The sequence below is a fragment of the Pseudoalteromonas sp. NZS100 genome (assembly GCF_015864815.1).
GTDB classification, from domain to species: Bacteria; Pseudomonadota; Gammaproteobacteria; order Enterobacterales; family Alteromonadaceae; genus Pseudoalteromonas; species Pseudoalteromonas distincta.
This window is the reverse complement of record NZ_JADYWM010000021.1, coordinates 21,725-38,108: the sequence shown is the minus strand read 5'-3', so window position 1 is coordinate 38,108 and position 16,384 is coordinate 21,725. Positions and strand designations below refer to the sequence as shown.

Genomic DNA, 16,384 nt, shown 5'->3' with positions numbered 1-16,384 from the left:
ATGATTTAGCGCTTGTTTTGCCTAAATTTACTGCGATTAAGTCGTTGTTATTGCTTATAAGGAGGGTATACTGAGATATAAATTAATGTACCTTTTGAGGATAAAATAATGGATTACAGCACTTCTGATTTATGCGACCACTTTGCTGACGTGGTTGACGTGCTAGAGCCTATGTTCATCAACTTTGGTGGTCGACACAGCTTTGGTGGCCGCATTAAAACGGTTAAATGTTTTGAAAATAATGAACTCATCCGCGAATTACTTTCTCAAGATGGTACAGACCTAGTACTTCTTATTGATGGTGGCGGCTCAACTCGTCGCGCACTAATCGACATTGAACTGGCTGAGCTAGCACTTGAAAACAACTGGAATGGTATTGTTGTTTACGGCGCAGTACGCCACGTTGATGAGCTTGAAGAGCTTGATTTAGGCATTCAAGCAATTGCTTCAATCCCTGTTGCAGCCGACAGCGAAGGTGCTGGTGAAGATGCTATAGGCGTTAACTTTGCTGGGGTATCATTTTTTGATGACGACTTTATTTATGCTGATAGCACAGGCATTGTTTTATCTGCAGAAGAATTAGAGTTGGAAGTTGTAGAAGTATAACGTGACCTCCCATTTAAAAGTATATGATGAAAGCGCGGTTAGAACACTTTGCTCTACCCGCGCAAATGAGAAAAAGGCATGGCAATCAATGGCCTTGCTCGACACCCAAGTAAACCTGCAACAAGCACTTGTTGACGCTGCTCAATTTGGTATCCGCTATGTACTTCTGGGTATTTGCGAAGATATCGGCCCAAAAGCAAACTTAGGAAATGGCGGTGCAAACGAAGCATGGCCGGCTTTTTTAAAACGCTTTTTAAACCAACCTCACAATCAATTTATTGCCACTCAAAAAGTGCTTTTATTGGGTGAAGTTAATACTGATGATTTAATGGCGCAAAGCAACCAGCTTAATAATCAGCAAGGCCAGCAGTTAACTCAATTACGAGATTTATGCCAACAGCTTGATGAACGCGTAGAGTCGGTATTGAGCCTTATTTTTAAAGCGGGGCTTGAGCCAATCGTTATTGGCGGAGGTCATAACAATTGCTTGGGAATTATCCGTGCCCTGAGTAAGTCAAAAAATACACCTATTAATGCTATCAACTTTGACCCTCATGCCGACTTTAGAGAATGTGAAGGTCGCCATAGCGGCAATGGCTTTCGCTACGCTTATAACGAGCAACATCTAAGTAATTACCACGTTATTGGCTTACATGAGATAAAAAACAATCAAGCAATTATAGATGCAATGAGTGAAGCTAACTTTACGTTTGATAGCTATCAATCAATACAAGTTAAGCGAAAAATTACACTCACGCAGGCAATTGAAAACGCATTAAGTAATTTTAACGATTTACCACTGGGTATTGAAGTTGATTTAGATAGTATTACTTACATGCCGGTTAGTGCGTACACATGTTGCGGATTTAGTGTGAATGACACTGAGCACTTTGTGCATTTAGCAGCAAACCATCGCGACTCTAAGTACTTACATTTATGTGAAGCAGCGCCTAGCCAGCACCCTAACGGAGTTGAGGCCGGTGCTGCCCATGTAGGACAAGTGATCAGTGCACTTGTGAATAGCTATCTACAAGCCAAAGAAAACACTTAGCGCTGTTGAACTAATCGCCACTCTTTTAGCCAGCTCATTAAACCAATACTACTTAGCGGGTGACCAAAGTAATAACCTTGGGCAGCATAACCTTTTAAGCTTTTTACAAACTTAAGTTGCTCAAGTGTTTCTACCCCTTCAAAAATCACTTTTGTTTTTTGTTGGTTATGCATTTCAACCATTCCGCTAACTAAACTGCGTATATTGTTTTGATTACTAAAGTCAGCAGTGAGTGAAGGTGAAACCTTAATATACTCTACCGCTAAGCTTGGTAACTTAGAAAGCAGTACCGGGTTATCACCAAGTCCATCAACACATACTTTTAAGCCTATGTTATTAAGCCTTGCGATCATGCCTCTGCCTTTATCATCTAGTCCCGCAAAAATATGCAAAGGGCATTCAACAATTAAATCGCCAGCTTCCAAGTGATGCTCACTTAAAACAACATCAACAAATTCAATAAACTCTTCGTTAAGCATTTCAGGACCAAATACGTTAATGCTAAGCGGTATAGAAATACCTTCTATTCTAAGCGCCATTGCAAGCTCAGCAGCTCTCTCTATTACAAATTTAGCGAGTGGATAACCAAGCCCTGCAATTCTAATGTCGTCGATAAACCTGTTAGCGGATAAAATCCCTTGCTTAGGGTGCTGCCAACGCAGTAGTAATTCTAAAAACTCAATTTGACCGTTTTCGTTACAAATAATAGGCTGAAAATAAAGCTCTAACTCGCTCGAAAAATCAATATTTGCTAATTCCTTTAGTCGCGCTTGTTGCTCTCGCAATTCAATCATCATTTGTTGATGATAAGGCACAACCTTGCGATCTGGGTGGCTATCGAGTGCCAGATATGCGTACGATATTAAATTATCAAAGTTGTTATCTTGCTCATTACAATCAACATAACTCGCTCTCGCTTTTACTTCTACAGTGCAGTTAGCAACATTAAATGGCTTAAGCGTTGCACCCAGTATTTGGTCAATAACTAATTCATGTAAGTGTTTTTGATTCGCGAAACTACAAATAAATGCAAAGTTAAGACCCCCTAAGTGGGCTAGCTTTTCTTGTCCAGTTAAAGTCACTATTTCGTCACTTGAAAGTAGCTCTTTTATTCGATTAGCCGATTGCGCTAACAGTATATCGCCAAAGTCGCGTCCAATATGCTGGTTAACTTGCTCAAAGCCTTCAAGGCGAATAACGATTAACGCTGCGCTTATTTGTTTGTTGTCGCACCATGCATAGTAACCTTGGCGTAACTGTTTTCTATCTGCAAAAACTGAAAGCGGAGACTCTTCAACAAATGTATCACCTTCAGGTTCTGGCTCTATAACGACTTCTATTTCAGCGCTTTCATCATTTAAAAAACCTACAATAGCTAATAATAATATTGCTAACACAACCCAAAATAGCGGAACTTCCAATAATAAATGAGCTGAAAATAGAACAACAAATAAAAGACCAGCCATTGAGCTGGTAATTATCATGCTCCAATTATTTCGCTCAAATGCTTGCCATAAGTGAAAACAAAATCCAAAGGCTAGTAAAATAGCAAGCCAAGCCGCACCGCTGCTTAAGATAGCTAAACCAACAGCAGCTGTGCATAAATAACTAAATTTAATACTGGTATTTTTAACAGCAAATAAAGTGGCGATCATCGCCATTAATAGTGCACCACTAAAAAATATTGGGAAATTACTGTCGGTTAGTATGTTCAAATTAACGGCATCCGTATTCGCTAAGAAAGTTTAAACCAAGTTATATGTGAGCAAAAATAATACAAACTAATTAATTCTACCCAAAATCCATAAATTTAACAGTTTATTTACGCCAAATTGGTAACTTAATTGTGATGGATGACTTATTTGCCAATGCGCAATATCAGCTCTTGCGCCAACCTTTAAAATACCACGGTCGTCTAACCCTAGTGCTTTAGCTGCATTTCGAGTAACACCAGCTAATGCTTGCTCAGGTGTTAATCTAAACAATGTGCATGCCATGTTCATCATCAAGTGCACTGAGCACAGCGGTGAAGTACCAGGATTAAAGTCACTCGCAATAGCTATCGGTACTTTATATTGATTAAGTAATTCAATAGGTGGGAATTTAGTTTCTCTTAAAAAATAAAATGCACCTGGCAATAACACCGCTACCGTCCCAGCGTCTGCCATGGCTTTTACACCCTCTTCATCTAGATGCTCTATATGATCCGCCGAAAGGCCATTAAACTGCGCCACCAGCTGAGAACCCTGTTGATTAGATAGCTGCTCAGCATGGCATTTTACTGGGAGGTTGTGCTTTTTAGCCGCCTGGAAAACACGTTTGGTTTGCGAATAACTAAACCCTACATTTTCACAAAATACATCGACTGCATCAGCAAGATTATTAGCCACTACCTGATCAAGCATGTCAGTACACACTAAATCAATATATTCATCAGCACGGCCTTTGTATTCAGGCGGTAGAGCATGCGCCCCTAAAAAAGTAGTTTTAATATCAATAGGGTGATGTTGACCTAATAAACGAGCGACTTCTAATATTTTTATCTCGTTTTCAGTATCTAGCCCATAACCAGACTTTATTTCAACGGTGGTTACACCTTCTTTTAACAACGTATTTAAGCGATCTTTTGCATCTACAAACAATTGTTCACGGTCGGCTGCTCTTGTGGCTTTAACCGTACTTGCTATGCCACCGCCTTGTGCTGCGATTTGCTCATAACTTACACCCTGCAAGCGCTGTTCAAACTCTTGCGATCTTGAACCTGCAAATACTAAGTGAGTATGGCAATCTATTAGGCCCGGCGTTAACCATTGCCCTTTTACACTCAATGTCGGCGTTGCAAACACATCAAAACTAGGCAATGTTGATTGCTCTCCAATCCACGCAATTTTACCATTTTTAATGGCTATAGCAGCATTTTCAATTGCGCCATAAGGGGCATTTATATTGCTATCCATAGTGGCAATATTGGCATCAGTTAAAAGTAAGTCGATTTCTTCTAACTCATAATTTTGTGTTGTGCTTTGCATTTTACAGCCCTTTTTACGCCCAGAGTGATGAAAATATAGTCTAACAACCCGTCTTGTATATACAAGGTAATTGTGTCATCTTATTTATATAGTTTATTTTTAATGTAACCATAAATTTAATGACGACACCTAAATTTGCGCAAATAAAACAATTCATTGTTGATAAAATTCGCAGCGGTACGTGGCAAGAAAACCAACGTGTTCCCTCTGAAAACGAACTAAGTAGTCAATTTAGTGTAAGCAGGATGACGGCCCGCAGAGCACTAAGTGAATTAACCGAGGCAGGCATTTTAACCCGCAGCCAAGGGTTAGGTACATTTGTAGCTACATTTAAATCGCAGTCATCATTACTTGAAATAAAAAATATTGCTGATGAAGTAAAAGAGCGTAACGGCAACTACACCTGTAGCGTACTCATACTCGAATCAATAAATGCAGTCGCACCTATTGCCATTGCACTTGGTGTTGAGGTTGACAGTGTTGTATATCGAAGTGTACTTGTGCATAACGAAAACGACAGCCCTTTGCAGCTAGAAGAGCGTTTTGTAAACCCTGCCCTTGCGACTGGCTACTTACAACAAGACTTTAGCATGCTTACACCACATGAATATCTATCTAGTGTTGCCCCACTTACCCAAGCAAGGCATACAGTAGAGGCCATTATGCCAAACAGCGAAATGTGCCAATGGTTAAACTTATATAATGAAGAGCCATGCTTACAAGTGATCCGACGCACCTGGTCTGTTAAAGGCATTGTGAGCTTTGCGCGCCTTGTATCACCAGGCAGTAAATATCGTTTAGGTGGCCACTTAACATTTAAAAAATAACAAACAATAGCGCTTACTGCGCTTTTTTTATAACAAATCACCTTGTATATACAACAGGAGCAAAACATGAACAACCGACTCGACACAAGTCGCGTAATACGTGCACCTCTCGGCGATAAAATAAGTGCTAAAAGCTGGCAAACAGAAGCTGCTAAGCGCATGCTAATGAATAACTTAGACCCTGACGTTGCAGAGCATCCTCATGCACTTGTTGTATATGGTGGTATTGGCCGAGCAGCTCGTGATTGGCCAAGTTATGACAAAATTATAGAAACCCTCGATAGGCTCGAAAGCGACGAAACCCTGCTTGTACAATCAGGAAAACCCGTTGGTGTATTTAAAACCCACAGTAATGCTCCTCGCGTGCTTATTGCTAACTCAAATCTTGTTCCACACTGGGCAAATTGGGAGCACTTTAACGAGCTCGATAAAAAAGGCTTGATGATGTACGGGCAAATGACGGCGGGTTCTTGGATTTATATTGGCTCGCAAGGCATAGTACAAGGAACTTACGAGACCTTTGTAGCTATGGCAAAGCAACATTTTGCAGGTAGCGCTAGTGGTAAATGGGTATTAACAGGTGGTCTTGGTGGTATGGGCGGTGCGCAACCACTTGCAGCTACAATGGCTGGGTTTAGTGCACTGGTTGTTGAATGTGATGAAAGCCGTATCGATTTTCGTATAAAAACAGGCTACGTTGATGTAAAAGCAACAAGTCTTGAACACGCACTGCAATTAGTAACCAATGCATGTGTAAAAGGTAAAGCCCTCTCAGTGGGTTTGCTTGGTAACGCTGCCGATGTATTTAGTACACTGGTTAAAACAGGCATTACCCCTGATGTAGTCACAGATCAAACATCTGCTCACGATCCATTAAATGGTTACTTACCACAAGGCTGGACAATGGAGTACGCAGCAAAAATGCGTGAGCAAGATCCAAAAGCCGTAGTAAAAGCCGCTAAACAATCAATGGCAGTCCAAGTTAGAGCTATGCTGGCACTACAAAAAGCCGGTGCCGCCACTACTGATTACGGTAATAATATTCGTCAAATGGCGCTTGATGAGGGTGTTACCAACGCGTTTGATTTTCCTGGATTTGTGCCTGCCTATATTCGCCCTTTATTTTGTGAAGGTATTGGACCATTTAGATGGGTAGCATTATCAGGCGACCCTGAAGATATATATAAAACCGACGCTAAAGTAAAAGAGCTTATTCCTGATGATGCACATTTGCATAACTGGCTTGATATGGCGCGGGAACGCATACAATTTCAAGGGCTACCTGCACGTATTTGCTGGGTTGGCCTAAAAGATAGAGCGCGCCTTGCACTGGCCTTTAATGAAATGGTTAAAAATGGCGAACTTAAAGCCCCTATAGTTATTGGTCGCGATCACCTCGATTCTGGTTCAGTTGCCAGCCCTAACCGCGAAACAGAGAGCATGAAAGATGGCTCAGATGCAGTATCAGATTGGCCATTACTTAACGCACTGCTTAATACCGCAAGTGGCGCTACTTGGGTGTCGCTTCATCATGGTGGCGGTGTAGGAATGGGATTTAGTCAGCACTCTGGTGTAGTTATTGTTGCCGATGGTACTGATGAAGCTAAAGAGCGTATTGCTCGCGTACTGTGGAACGACCCTGCAACAGGTGTAATGCGCCATGCTGATGCCGGATACGACATAGCAAAAAACTGCGCTAAAGAACAAAATTTAGACCTACCTATGTTAAACGAGGAATGATCATGTTCGAACTTACTCTCACACCCGGATCACTTGATTTAAACACACTAAGAAAAATTAATAATTCACCGGTAAAGTTAAGCCTTGCAAAGCATGCCGAGTCGCAAATAGCAGCCAGCGCGCAAACCGTTCAAAACGTTATTAATGAACACCGCACTGTATACGGAATTAACACCGGCTTTGGATTATTAGCCAATACCAAAATTGCCGACGACGAACTTGAATTATTACAGCGCTCCATTGTACTTTCACACGCTGCGGGTATTGGCGAATACATGGATGACAGCACAGTAAGGTTAATGATCACCTTAAAAGTAAATTCGCTTTCACGTGGCTATTCGGGTATTCGCCTGCAAGTGATCCAATTTTTTATGCAGCTGCTTAGTAGCGAAGTATATCCATGCGTGCCTAAAAAAGGCTCCGTTGGGGCATCGGGAGATTTAGCTCCTCTTGCGCATATGTGTCTACCTTTATTAGCTGAAGGTCAAATGCGACATAAAGGAGAAATAATTAGCGCAGCACAAGGGTTAAAAATAGCGGGACTTGAACCCCTTACCCTTGCAGCCAAAGAAGGCTTAGCATTATTAAATGGCACACAAGCGTCGACTGCGTTTGCACTACAAGGCCTATTTAGAAGCGAGAACTTATATGCACAAAGCTGCGTTATCGGATCAATAAGCATAGAAGCTGCAATGGGCAGTCGCGCGCCATTTGATGCACGTATTCATGAAATTCGCGGCCAACGTGGTCAAATAGACACCGCTCAAGTATTTAGAGAGCTACTCGATACGCACTCTCAGATTAGTAGCTCCCACGTCAATTGTGAAAAAGTACAAGATCCATACTGCCTTCGCTGCCAACCTCAAGTGCTAGGTGCTTGTCTAACTCAGATACGCCAAGCCGCAGAAGTGTTGCTATGCGAGTCAAACGGTGTAACCGACAATCCGCTAGTTTTTGCCGATGTAGGCGACATAATATCGGGCGGAAACTTTCATGCAGAACCCGTTGCAATGGCCGCCGATAACTTAGCTATCGCAATTGCCGAAATTGGTGCATTAGCAGAAAGGCGAATTGCATTACTTATCGATTCAAACCTATCCAAATTACCGCCATTTTTAGTTGAAAACGGGGGGGTAAATTCAGGATTTATGATTGCCCAAGTTACCGCAGCAGCGCTTGCATCAGAAAACAAATCATTAGCGCATCCGGCTTCGGTCGATAGCTTGCCTACATCTGCAAATCAAGAAGATCATGTTTCTATGGCAACCTTTGCAGCAAGGCGCTTAGATGAAATGGCCAATAATACCCAAGGTGTTTTGGCAATAGAATGGTTAGCATCGGTTCAAGGGCTAGAATTTAGAAAGCCGCTTGAACCATCAAATAAAGTGCAAAGCGCTAAAGCGTTGTTACGCGAGCATGTGAGTTATTATGATAAAGACCGCTACTTTGCTCCCGATATCGAAGCTGCTAACACATTACTAAGTGAAGGTAAGCTATGCGACTTTATAGAGAGCAGTCCCCTGCCTTCAGCATATTAAATACCGTGCTGATAGCTAAACCCTAAGGCTTCAATGGCTGAGCCTAATATTTTGCGCTCAGCCGAATCAGTTCCTGTAAACGTTGGCATTTCACCATCATGTTGCTGACACTTCATCGCGTAGTATTCAGCTTTTGTGGGGTGCGCAGGATTAACAACATTATAAATATTTTGCCCTACTTGCCAGTGCTCTATCACCGCAAAAATAGCATTAATTACATCTTGTTGATGCACCATATTTACCACTTGCTCACTTGATGTATTGAGCTCTTTACCTGCCACAAAACGCCCCGGTTCTCTATTAGGCCCTAGTAAGCCAGCTAAACGAAGTATTTTGCCATCTTGTTCAAGCACTTGCTCTTCAGCTTCGTAAAGCTTTATTTGGCGCTCGTTTGTGCATGAAATATCGCTACTTTCGCTATATACACCAGGCTCTTGATCGTACACCCCGGTTGATGAGCACAATAAAAAGCCCTTTGCGTTTAGCTCCTTTGAAAGCTTAAGCGCTGCGGTGAGTGTTTCAGGATAATTACTTTCACTGTGTCTGCTACGTGGTGGAATAGCACATACCCAATAAGCATCTTGTAAATCAACTTGATGCCTTAATTGTCCATCTTCAAGTGTAAACTGACGCTCAAAGTCAAACTCGTGTATATCTGTTCTATGCGTTCCTTGTACTTGCCAGTCAGCTTTTTGCGCACTTACGCATAAAGCATGTCCTAACCAGCCTGCACCTAATACTACTAATTTATTACTTTTATTTGTCATTTTTGTATAAGCCTTTATTTTAAACGCATAATTAGTTCTTTCTATCTAACTTTATAGAGATTTTAAGTAAGATATGATTAGATATAATTTCATAAATAATAAAAATATGTGTACTCATGCTAAATAATTTATCATTACGGAAGAAAATATTATTATTGATTGGTGGAACAATTACCGTTTTACTAATTATCGCCTCAACATTTTTTGTTAAACACATTGCCAATCTCTCTAGAGAAAACATAGAAAACGAAGCACAAAGTTATCTACAGACCGAGCAACTTTCAATGCAAAGTTACTTCGCGATGTACGGTAAAATGGTATCAACCTTTGTTAATAACCCACATTTAATCAACTTTTTTGAAAATTGGGATACGCGCGATCAAGCACTCGAAAGCGCGCCAGGTTACAACGAAGTAAACCAAGACTTTGTGCGTTTAAGCTCAAATGACGAAAACATTTTATCGGCCTTTTTTGCCTCAGCAACCACCGGTGAATACTTTAAAGAAAACGAGCGTACAAGTCACTACAACGGCCAGCCTTATTACGCCTACAAGCGTGGGTGGTGGCAAGAAGCCATGCAAGTTAACAAGCTTTACGTAGGTCCAATCTCTGTTGATTTAACCACAGGCGTAGCATCCGCAGTAGTACAACAACCTGTTTATAACGCTCAGCGAAAACTCATCGGTATGGGCGGTGTTGATTTACAATTAAACAAAATTAACGACATGGTCGAAAATATTCGCTTTAACGGCCAAGGTTATGGATTTTTACTCGATGGCAATCAAAAAGTAGTTCATTTTTCAAAGGCCACTGGGCATAAACTTTCAATTACAGATGAAGGTGCAAACGGTAAAGAAGGGCTCGATGCGCTTGAGCAACAATTTACAAATACAGCAGGCTTTAAAGAGTTAAATACACAAATGCGAAATAACCTTGAAGGCAGCCAAATGGTTACTTTTAAAGGTGAGCAGTTTTATGTGGTTTACCATCGTTTGCAGCTAGAGCAGCCTTATATAGATTGGTATGTAGGTCTACTTATCCCAACTACTATGATTGAAGAGCCCGTAAATGCCGCAGTAACCGCTACAACAACGGCGGTAATTATTATCTTAATCATTATATTAGCCATGATTTTATGGGCTACCCACATGATTTCAAAACCCATTACAACGCTTACACACATTATGCGTGATATAGCATCGGGCGAAGGCGATCTTACTCAAAAAATTGATATTAATAGTCAAGATGAAGTGGGACAGCTGGCCAACCACATGAACACTTTTATTGATAAGTTGCACGCCATGATGCTTGATACCGCAGCGCAAGCAGAACAACTAAGTAATGCAGCGGCCCAGTTAAGAAGTGTTTCTGAGAAAACAAATTCTGAAATTCAGCAAGAGAAGCAGCAAGTTGATAGCGTGAGCGCAGCGGTAACTGAAATGGCGACTACTGTGCTTGAAATATCACGTAACGCACAACACACAAATAACGCAGCTGAAGAAGTACAAGCAATTACAGCTGAAGGAGCTAGCCGTTCTACACAGGCGCAAACAGTAATGACTGAACTGGCATTACATATTGGCGAAGCATCTAAAGTGGTTGCAGGTCTTGAGCAAGAAAGTAATAACATTGGTGCGTTAGTCGATGTAATTAATTCCATTGCAGATCAAACCAACTTACTTGCACTTAATGCGGCTATAGAGGCTGCTCGTGCCGGTGAACACGGTAGAGGCTTTGCCGTTGTTGCTGATGAAGTACGCTCACTAGCAAGTCGCACACAAGAATCAACAGACGATATTCGAAATATGATTTCGCGCTTGCAGCAAATAGCTCAACAAGCCTCAGTAATGATGCAACAAGGCCAAGATCAAACCGAGGGCTCAGTGCTTCAAACTAAAGAAGTGCTTAGCTCACTTCACAATATTGCGCAGTCGGTTACTAAAGTACAAGACCAAAGTCATCAAATAGCCACATCTACCGAGGAGCAAACTGTTGTTGCTGAAGATATTAATACGAGCCTTTCGGCAATTAATAACTTAGTGAACAGTACCGCTGACCATGCGCACACCCTCGCTGACGAAGCTCGTGACTTAAGTGATTTAGCTGCGGCGCTTAACAAAACGGTTAATCAATTTAAATTATAAAACATTCATTTTATAGTTGTGTTTAAGCGTAAAACTTAAGCGCAACTATAACCCTTGTTTTTAATTTATTTAGCACCATATCTTTACAGTTCGCTGCTATTTTTACTGTAATTGAGTAATACAAAGTGATTTTTACGAACCAGATCAAATTTTTCGATTTTATACACCGATCTTTTTATTGAGATAGTTTGTTGTTTGGCAGAGTCTGGTATAGTAGCGCACGTAATAAACAGTGCTTTTTGAACGGTTTAATACAAAATTGCTAATTAATATGTTCTAAGTGTTACTTAAAAGCACATATTAATTACCAATTGTTAAAAATGGGTTAGCCGATACTCGGCTGACAAAGAATACATTGTAACGGTTTTATCATGATATCTAATTTATTTACCAAGCTTTTTGGTAGTCGCAATGACCGCACTATTAAAAACTTAAGAAAGACGGTCGCGCTAATCAATGCGCTAGAAACGCAACTTGAAGCGCTTTCTGATGAAGATTTAAGAGCTAAAACAGCTGAGTTTAGAGAACGTTACGATAACGGACAAAGCCTTGACGACATTCTACCAGAGGCTTTTGCTGTGGTACGTGAAGCGTCAAAGCGTGTAAATGGCATGCGTCATTTCGACGTGCAGTTATTAGGTGGTATGGTTTTACATCAAGGTCGCATTGCAGAAATGCGTACCGGTGAAGGTAAAACACTTACAGCTACTCTACCAGCTTATCTAAACGGCTTAACAGGCAAAGGTGTTCACGTAATTACCGTGAATGACTACCTTGCTAAACGTGATGCTGAAACCAACCGTGCGTTATTTGAATTTTTAGGCCTTACCGTAGGCTGTAACGTACCAGGTATGATGCCGCAGCAAAAGAAGCTAGCTTATACTGCCGACATTACATACGGTACTAATAACGAATTTGGTTTTGACTACCTTCGTGACAACATGGCTTTTAGCATTGATGAACGAGTTCAACGTCCATTATTTTATGCTGTAGTCGATGAAGTGGATTCAATCTTAATTGATGAAGCACGTACCCCGCTTATTATTTCTGGCCCAGCTGAGGATAGCTCAGAGCTATATACAGAAATAAACACCATCGTTCCTTTACTTGAACTTCAAGAAAAAGAAGACGAAGAAGGTATTGAAGGTGATGGCGATTACACTATAGATGAAAAATCTAAACAAGTTCATTTAACAGAACGCGGTCAAATTAAAGTAGAAGAATTACTAACTGAGCGCGGCTTAATTGAAGAAGGCGATTCGCTTTACTCTGCAGCGAGTATTACGCTACTAAGCCATGTTTATGCGGCCCTTCGTGCTCACAAGCTATATCAAAAAGATGTTGATTACGTAGTAAAAGAAAACGAAGTAATCATTATTGATGAGCATACTGGTCGTTCAATGGAAGGTCGTCGTTGGTCAGAAGGTTTACACCAAGCTGTTGAAGCAAAAGAAGGTGTAAAAATTCAAAACGAGAACCAAACACTTGCCTCTATTACGTTCCAAAACTACTTCCGTTTATACGAAACGTTAGCAGGTATGACAGGTACAGCCGACACTGAAGCGTTTGAGTTTCAATCTATTTACGGCCTAGATACTGTTGTTATGCCGACTAATAAGCCGATGATTCGTGATGATCGCGCCGATTTAGTTTACCTAACGCAAGAAGAAAAATACGAAGCTATTTTAATTGATATTAAAGACTGCCAAGACCGCGGACAACCGGTGCTTGTTGGTACTATTTCAATTGAAAGCTCTGAGTATTTATCGCAGTTTTTACGCAAAGAAAAAATTAAGCACAATGTACTTAATGCTAAATTTCACGCGCAAGAAGCTGATATCGTTTCAGATGCTGGCCTACCAGGGACAGTAACAATTGCAACAAACATGGCAGGTCGTGGTACCGATATCGTGTTAGGTGGTAACTGGAACAGTGAAGTTGAAAAACTTGAAAACCCAACTGATGAGCAAATTGCTGAAATTAAAGCAGCTTGGAAAATTCGCCATGATGCAGTAATTGATGCCGGCGGTTTACATATCATTGGTACTGAACGTCACGAATCTCGTCGTATAGATAATCAGTTACGTGGTCGCTCTGGTCGTCAAGGTGATGCTGGTTCAAGCCGTTTTTACTTATCGATGGACGATGCGCTAATGCGTATATTTGCCGGTGAGCGCATGACTAACATGATGCGTAAACTCGGCATGCAACGCGGTGAAGCAATTGAACATCCATGGGTAAACCGTGCGATTGAAAATGCACAGCGTAAAGTAGAAGCACGTAACTTCGACGTTCGTAAGCAACTACTTGAGTACGATGATGTAGCAAACGATCAACGTCGTGTTGTTTACTCTCAGCGTAACGAACTACTTGAAGAAGGTGATATTTCAGAAACTATTACTGCAATTCGTGGTGACGTACTTAGCAATACAATTGATCAGTACATTGCACCGCAAAGCCTTGCTGAAATGTGGGACATTCCTGGCCTTGAAGAGCGTTTAAAACAAGACTTCTTAATTGAGTTACCTATTACTCAGTGGTTAGCAGATGACAATAAACTATACGAAGAAAAGCTTCGTGAGCGTATTGAGCAGGCGGTTGAGCAGTCATACAAGCAAAAAGAAGAGCAGGTTGGCGATTCTGTTTTACGTCAATTCGAAAAAGCGATTATGCTACAGAGCCTTGATCAGCATTGGAAAGATCACCTTGCTGCAATGGATCATTTACGCCAAGGTATTCATTTACGTGGTTACGCGCAAAAGAATCCTAAGCAAGAGTACAAGCGTGAATCGTTTGAGCTATTCTCCGAAATGCTTGAAAACTTGAAAGTAGATGTTGTAAGCATTCTAAGTAAAGTACAAGTACGCGCAGAAGAAGATGTTGAAAAAGTAGAAGAGCAACACCGTAAAAGTGAAAATGCTCCTCGCGAATACCAACATGAAGAAGCTGAGCACGTAGGTGGCGAAGCGCCAGAAACAGCGACAGTAATGGCTCGTACAGAACCAAAAGTAGGTCGTAATGACCCTTGTCCTTGTAAATCAGGTCAAAAATTCAAACAGTGTTGCGGTAAATTAAAATAACCCAATATTGTCAGTAGCTTATTAAAAAGCGGCGCTAGCGTCGCTTTTTTTTATGGAGTTTTAAAGTAATGACTATAGAAATTGTACATGTAGCTGTTGGTGTTATTAAGAAAAATAACGCTATATTCATTTGTAAACGTGCAGATGAACAACATCAAGGCGGTTTATGGGAATTTCCTGGTGGTAAAGTTGAAGCTGGAGAAAGTGTGTTTGTTGCACTTAAACGCGAGCTTATTGAAGAAGTAGGACTAACCATTCACAGCTCCAGCCAATTGATGGTGATTGAACATGACTACGGCGATAAATGCGTTAAATTAGATGTACACGTAGTAAGTAACTTTAGCGGTGAGGCACATGGCGCTGAAGGGCAACCTAGCGAATGGGTAGCAATTACTGAATTAGAAAATTATGACTTTCCTGAAGCGAATGCTGAAATTATCGAAAAAATAGTTGCCCGATACGCATAAAAAAAGAGCATAAGTGAGCACAATGAATATCTCAATACAAAATAAGCTAAGCGAACTGTTAGCACTGCCCCCTGAGCTAACTCAAGTTAGTGCGATTGGTAGCGGCCATATAAATAGTACATGGCTACTTACAAGTATTGATAAACAGTTTATTGTGCAAAAACTAAATACTGAGGTATTTAAAAACCCTGCTCAGTTAGTGAGTAATGCAAAACTAATTGAGCAGCATTTAAATGCTAAACAACTGCAAAATAATTACCCGCTTGAAATAATCAAACATATAGCTACACAAAACGACGAACACTTAATAAAAATTGATAATGCGTATTATCGCGTCCTTAACTATTTTAGTGATAGCTACAGCGAAGACGTTGTTAAAAATACCCAGCAGAGCGAGCAAGCGGCTTACGCCTTTGCCGTATTTGCTTATGCATTACAAGATTTTGATGCGCAACAGCTACACACTGTAATTCCTGATTTTCATAACTTAGCGATGCGCTTTGAGCAATTAAATACCGCAATCACTAACAACGTAGTTAATAGAGTAAAGCACTGCGCTGACGAAATAGAATATTGCTTAACGCAGCAGCATTTAATTACTGAGCTTAGTCAGGTAGCTAAACACATACCCCTTAGGGTGTGTCATAACGATACAAAAATAAATAATATGCTGTTTTGTAATACAACTCACAAAGCAAAAGCAGTTATTGATTTAGACACCTGCATGGCAGGATTTTGGCTTTATGACTTTGGCGACATGGTACGTACATTTTGCTCCCCCGAAGCCGAGGATTCAACAAACTTACACAACGTTGTTATTCGAAAAGATATATTTTCAGCCATTGTTAAAGGCTATGTAACGCCATTAAAAAGTAGCATGAGTATACTAGAGCAAGAAAGCTTATTATTAGGCGCTAAAATTATGCCACTCATGTTAAGTGTGCGCTTTTTAACTGATTACTTAAATAACGATGTGTACTTTAAAGTAGCTCATGCAGAGCATAATTTAGAGCGAGCACAAAACCAACTCGCGCTTTATAAAAACATACTGAGTAACGAAGAATGGATGCACGCGTGCTTAGTCGATAAACAAATTCAAGATACAAAAAAACCAGTAAGCTAAAAACTGACTGGT

12 protein-coding genes are annotated in these 16,384 nt (G+C 40.7%); 9 read left to right on the top strand and 3 right to left on the bottom strand.

Features of this window, described 5'->3' with window-relative positions; all coding sequences use genetic code 11:
- The first annotated feature begins 108 nt into the window (after positions 1 to 108).
- On the top strand, positions 109 to 606 hold the full coding sequence (gene rraA, locus I6E69_RS17465; protein WP_002959955.1) for a ribonuclease E activity regulator RraA: 498 nt from the start codon (positions 109 to 111) through the stop codon (positions 604 to 606).
- Position 607: 1 nt separating this feature from the next.
- Positions 608 to 1,657, top strand: coding sequence for a formimidoylglutamase (locus tag I6E69_RS17460; protein WP_182716529.1), 1,050 nt, complete (start codon positions 608 to 610; stop codon positions 1,655 to 1,657).
- Here the strand turns inward: I6E69_RS17460 and I6E69_RS17455 are convergent.
- Both I6E69_RS17455 and hutI read right to left on the bottom strand, forming a co-directional pair.
- Entirely contained in the window at positions 1,654 to 3,318 is a 1,665-nt protein-coding gene (locus tag I6E69_RS17455) for an EAL domain-containing protein (RefSeq protein WP_182696203.1), read from the bottom strand. The two genes, I6E69_RS17460 and I6E69_RS17455, sit on opposite strands and share 4 nt — an antisense overlap.
- A gap of 120 nt (positions 3,319 to 3,438) precedes the next feature.
- Positions 3,439 to 4,686, bottom strand: coding sequence for an imidazolonepropionase (gene hutI, locus I6E69_RS17450; RefSeq protein ID WP_197121758.1), 1,248 nt, complete (start codon positions 4,684 to 4,686; stop codon positions 3,439 to 3,441).
- Between the two features lie 119 nt (positions 4,687 to 4,805).
- Here hutI and hutC point away from each other — a divergent pair, with 119 nt between their 5' ends.
- The 3 genes from hutC to hutH all read left to right on the top strand — a co-directional run bounded on the left by hutC (position 4,806) and on the right by hutH (position 8,791).
- Positions 4,806 to 5,513: a histidine utilization repressor gene (hutC, locus tag I6E69_RS17445; RefSeq protein WP_002959947.1), complete on the top strand. Its 708-nt coding sequence runs from the start codon at positions 4,806 to 4,808 to the stop codon at positions 5,511 to 5,513.
- A 66-nt stretch (positions 5,514 to 5,579) separates the two neighbouring features.
- Positions 5,580 to 7,253, top strand: a complete 1,674-nt coding sequence (gene hutU, locus I6E69_RS17440) for a urocanate hydratase (protein ID WP_193225728.1) — start codon at positions 5,580 to 5,582, stop codon at positions 7,251 to 7,253.
- Positions 7,254 to 7,255: 2 nt separating this feature from the next.
- Entirely contained in the window at positions 7,256 to 8,791 is a 1,536-nt protein-coding gene (gene hutH, locus I6E69_RS17435; protein ID WP_197121757.1) for a histidine ammonia-lyase, read from the top strand.
- Here the strand turns inward: hutH and I6E69_RS17430 are convergent.
- Positions 8,788 to 9,558 (bottom strand): NADP-binding protein, encoded by a 771-nt coding sequence (locus I6E69_RS17430; protein WP_197121756.1) that lies wholly within the window; start codon positions 9,556 to 9,558, stop codon positions 8,788 to 8,790. The genes hutH and I6E69_RS17430 overlap by 4 nt on opposite strands.
- 116 nt (positions 9,559 to 9,674) lie before the next feature.
- On the opposite strand from I6E69_RS17430, the gene I6E69_RS17425 reads away from it, so the two are divergent.
- The 4 genes from I6E69_RS17425 to I6E69_RS17410 all read left to right on the top strand — a co-directional run bounded on the left by I6E69_RS17425 (position 9,675) and on the right by I6E69_RS17410 (position 16,372).
- Positions 9,675 to 11,702 (top strand): methyl-accepting chemotaxis protein, encoded by a 2,028-nt coding sequence (locus I6E69_RS17425; protein ID WP_024596300.1) that lies wholly within the window; start codon positions 9,675 to 9,677, stop codon positions 11,700 to 11,702.
- A gap of 371 nt (positions 11,703 to 12,073) precedes the next feature.
- Positions 12,074 to 14,782 carry a preprotein translocase subunit SecA gene (gene secA, locus I6E69_RS17420; protein ID WP_039485905.1) on the top strand — a complete coding sequence of 903 codons (2,709 nt, stop codon included), beginning with the start codon at positions 12,074 to 12,076 and terminating at the stop codon, positions 14,780 to 14,782.
- A 68-nt stretch (positions 14,783 to 14,850) separates the two neighbouring features.
- The gene (gene mutT / locus I6E69_RS17415) at positions 14,851 to 15,249 is read left to right on the top strand and encodes an 8-oxo-dGTP diphosphatase MutT (protein WP_007377262.1); all 399 of its coding nucleotides are present in this window, start codon (positions 14,851 to 14,853) and stop codon (positions 15,247 to 15,249) included.
- Between the two features lie 22 nt (positions 15,250 to 15,271).
- Complete coding sequence (locus tag I6E69_RS17410) at positions 15,272 to 16,372, top strand: phosphotransferase enzyme family protein (RefSeq protein ID WP_197121755.1); 1,101 nt, start codon at positions 15,272 to 15,274, stop codon at positions 16,370 to 16,372.
- Positions 16,373 to 16,384: the final 12 nt, after the last annotated feature.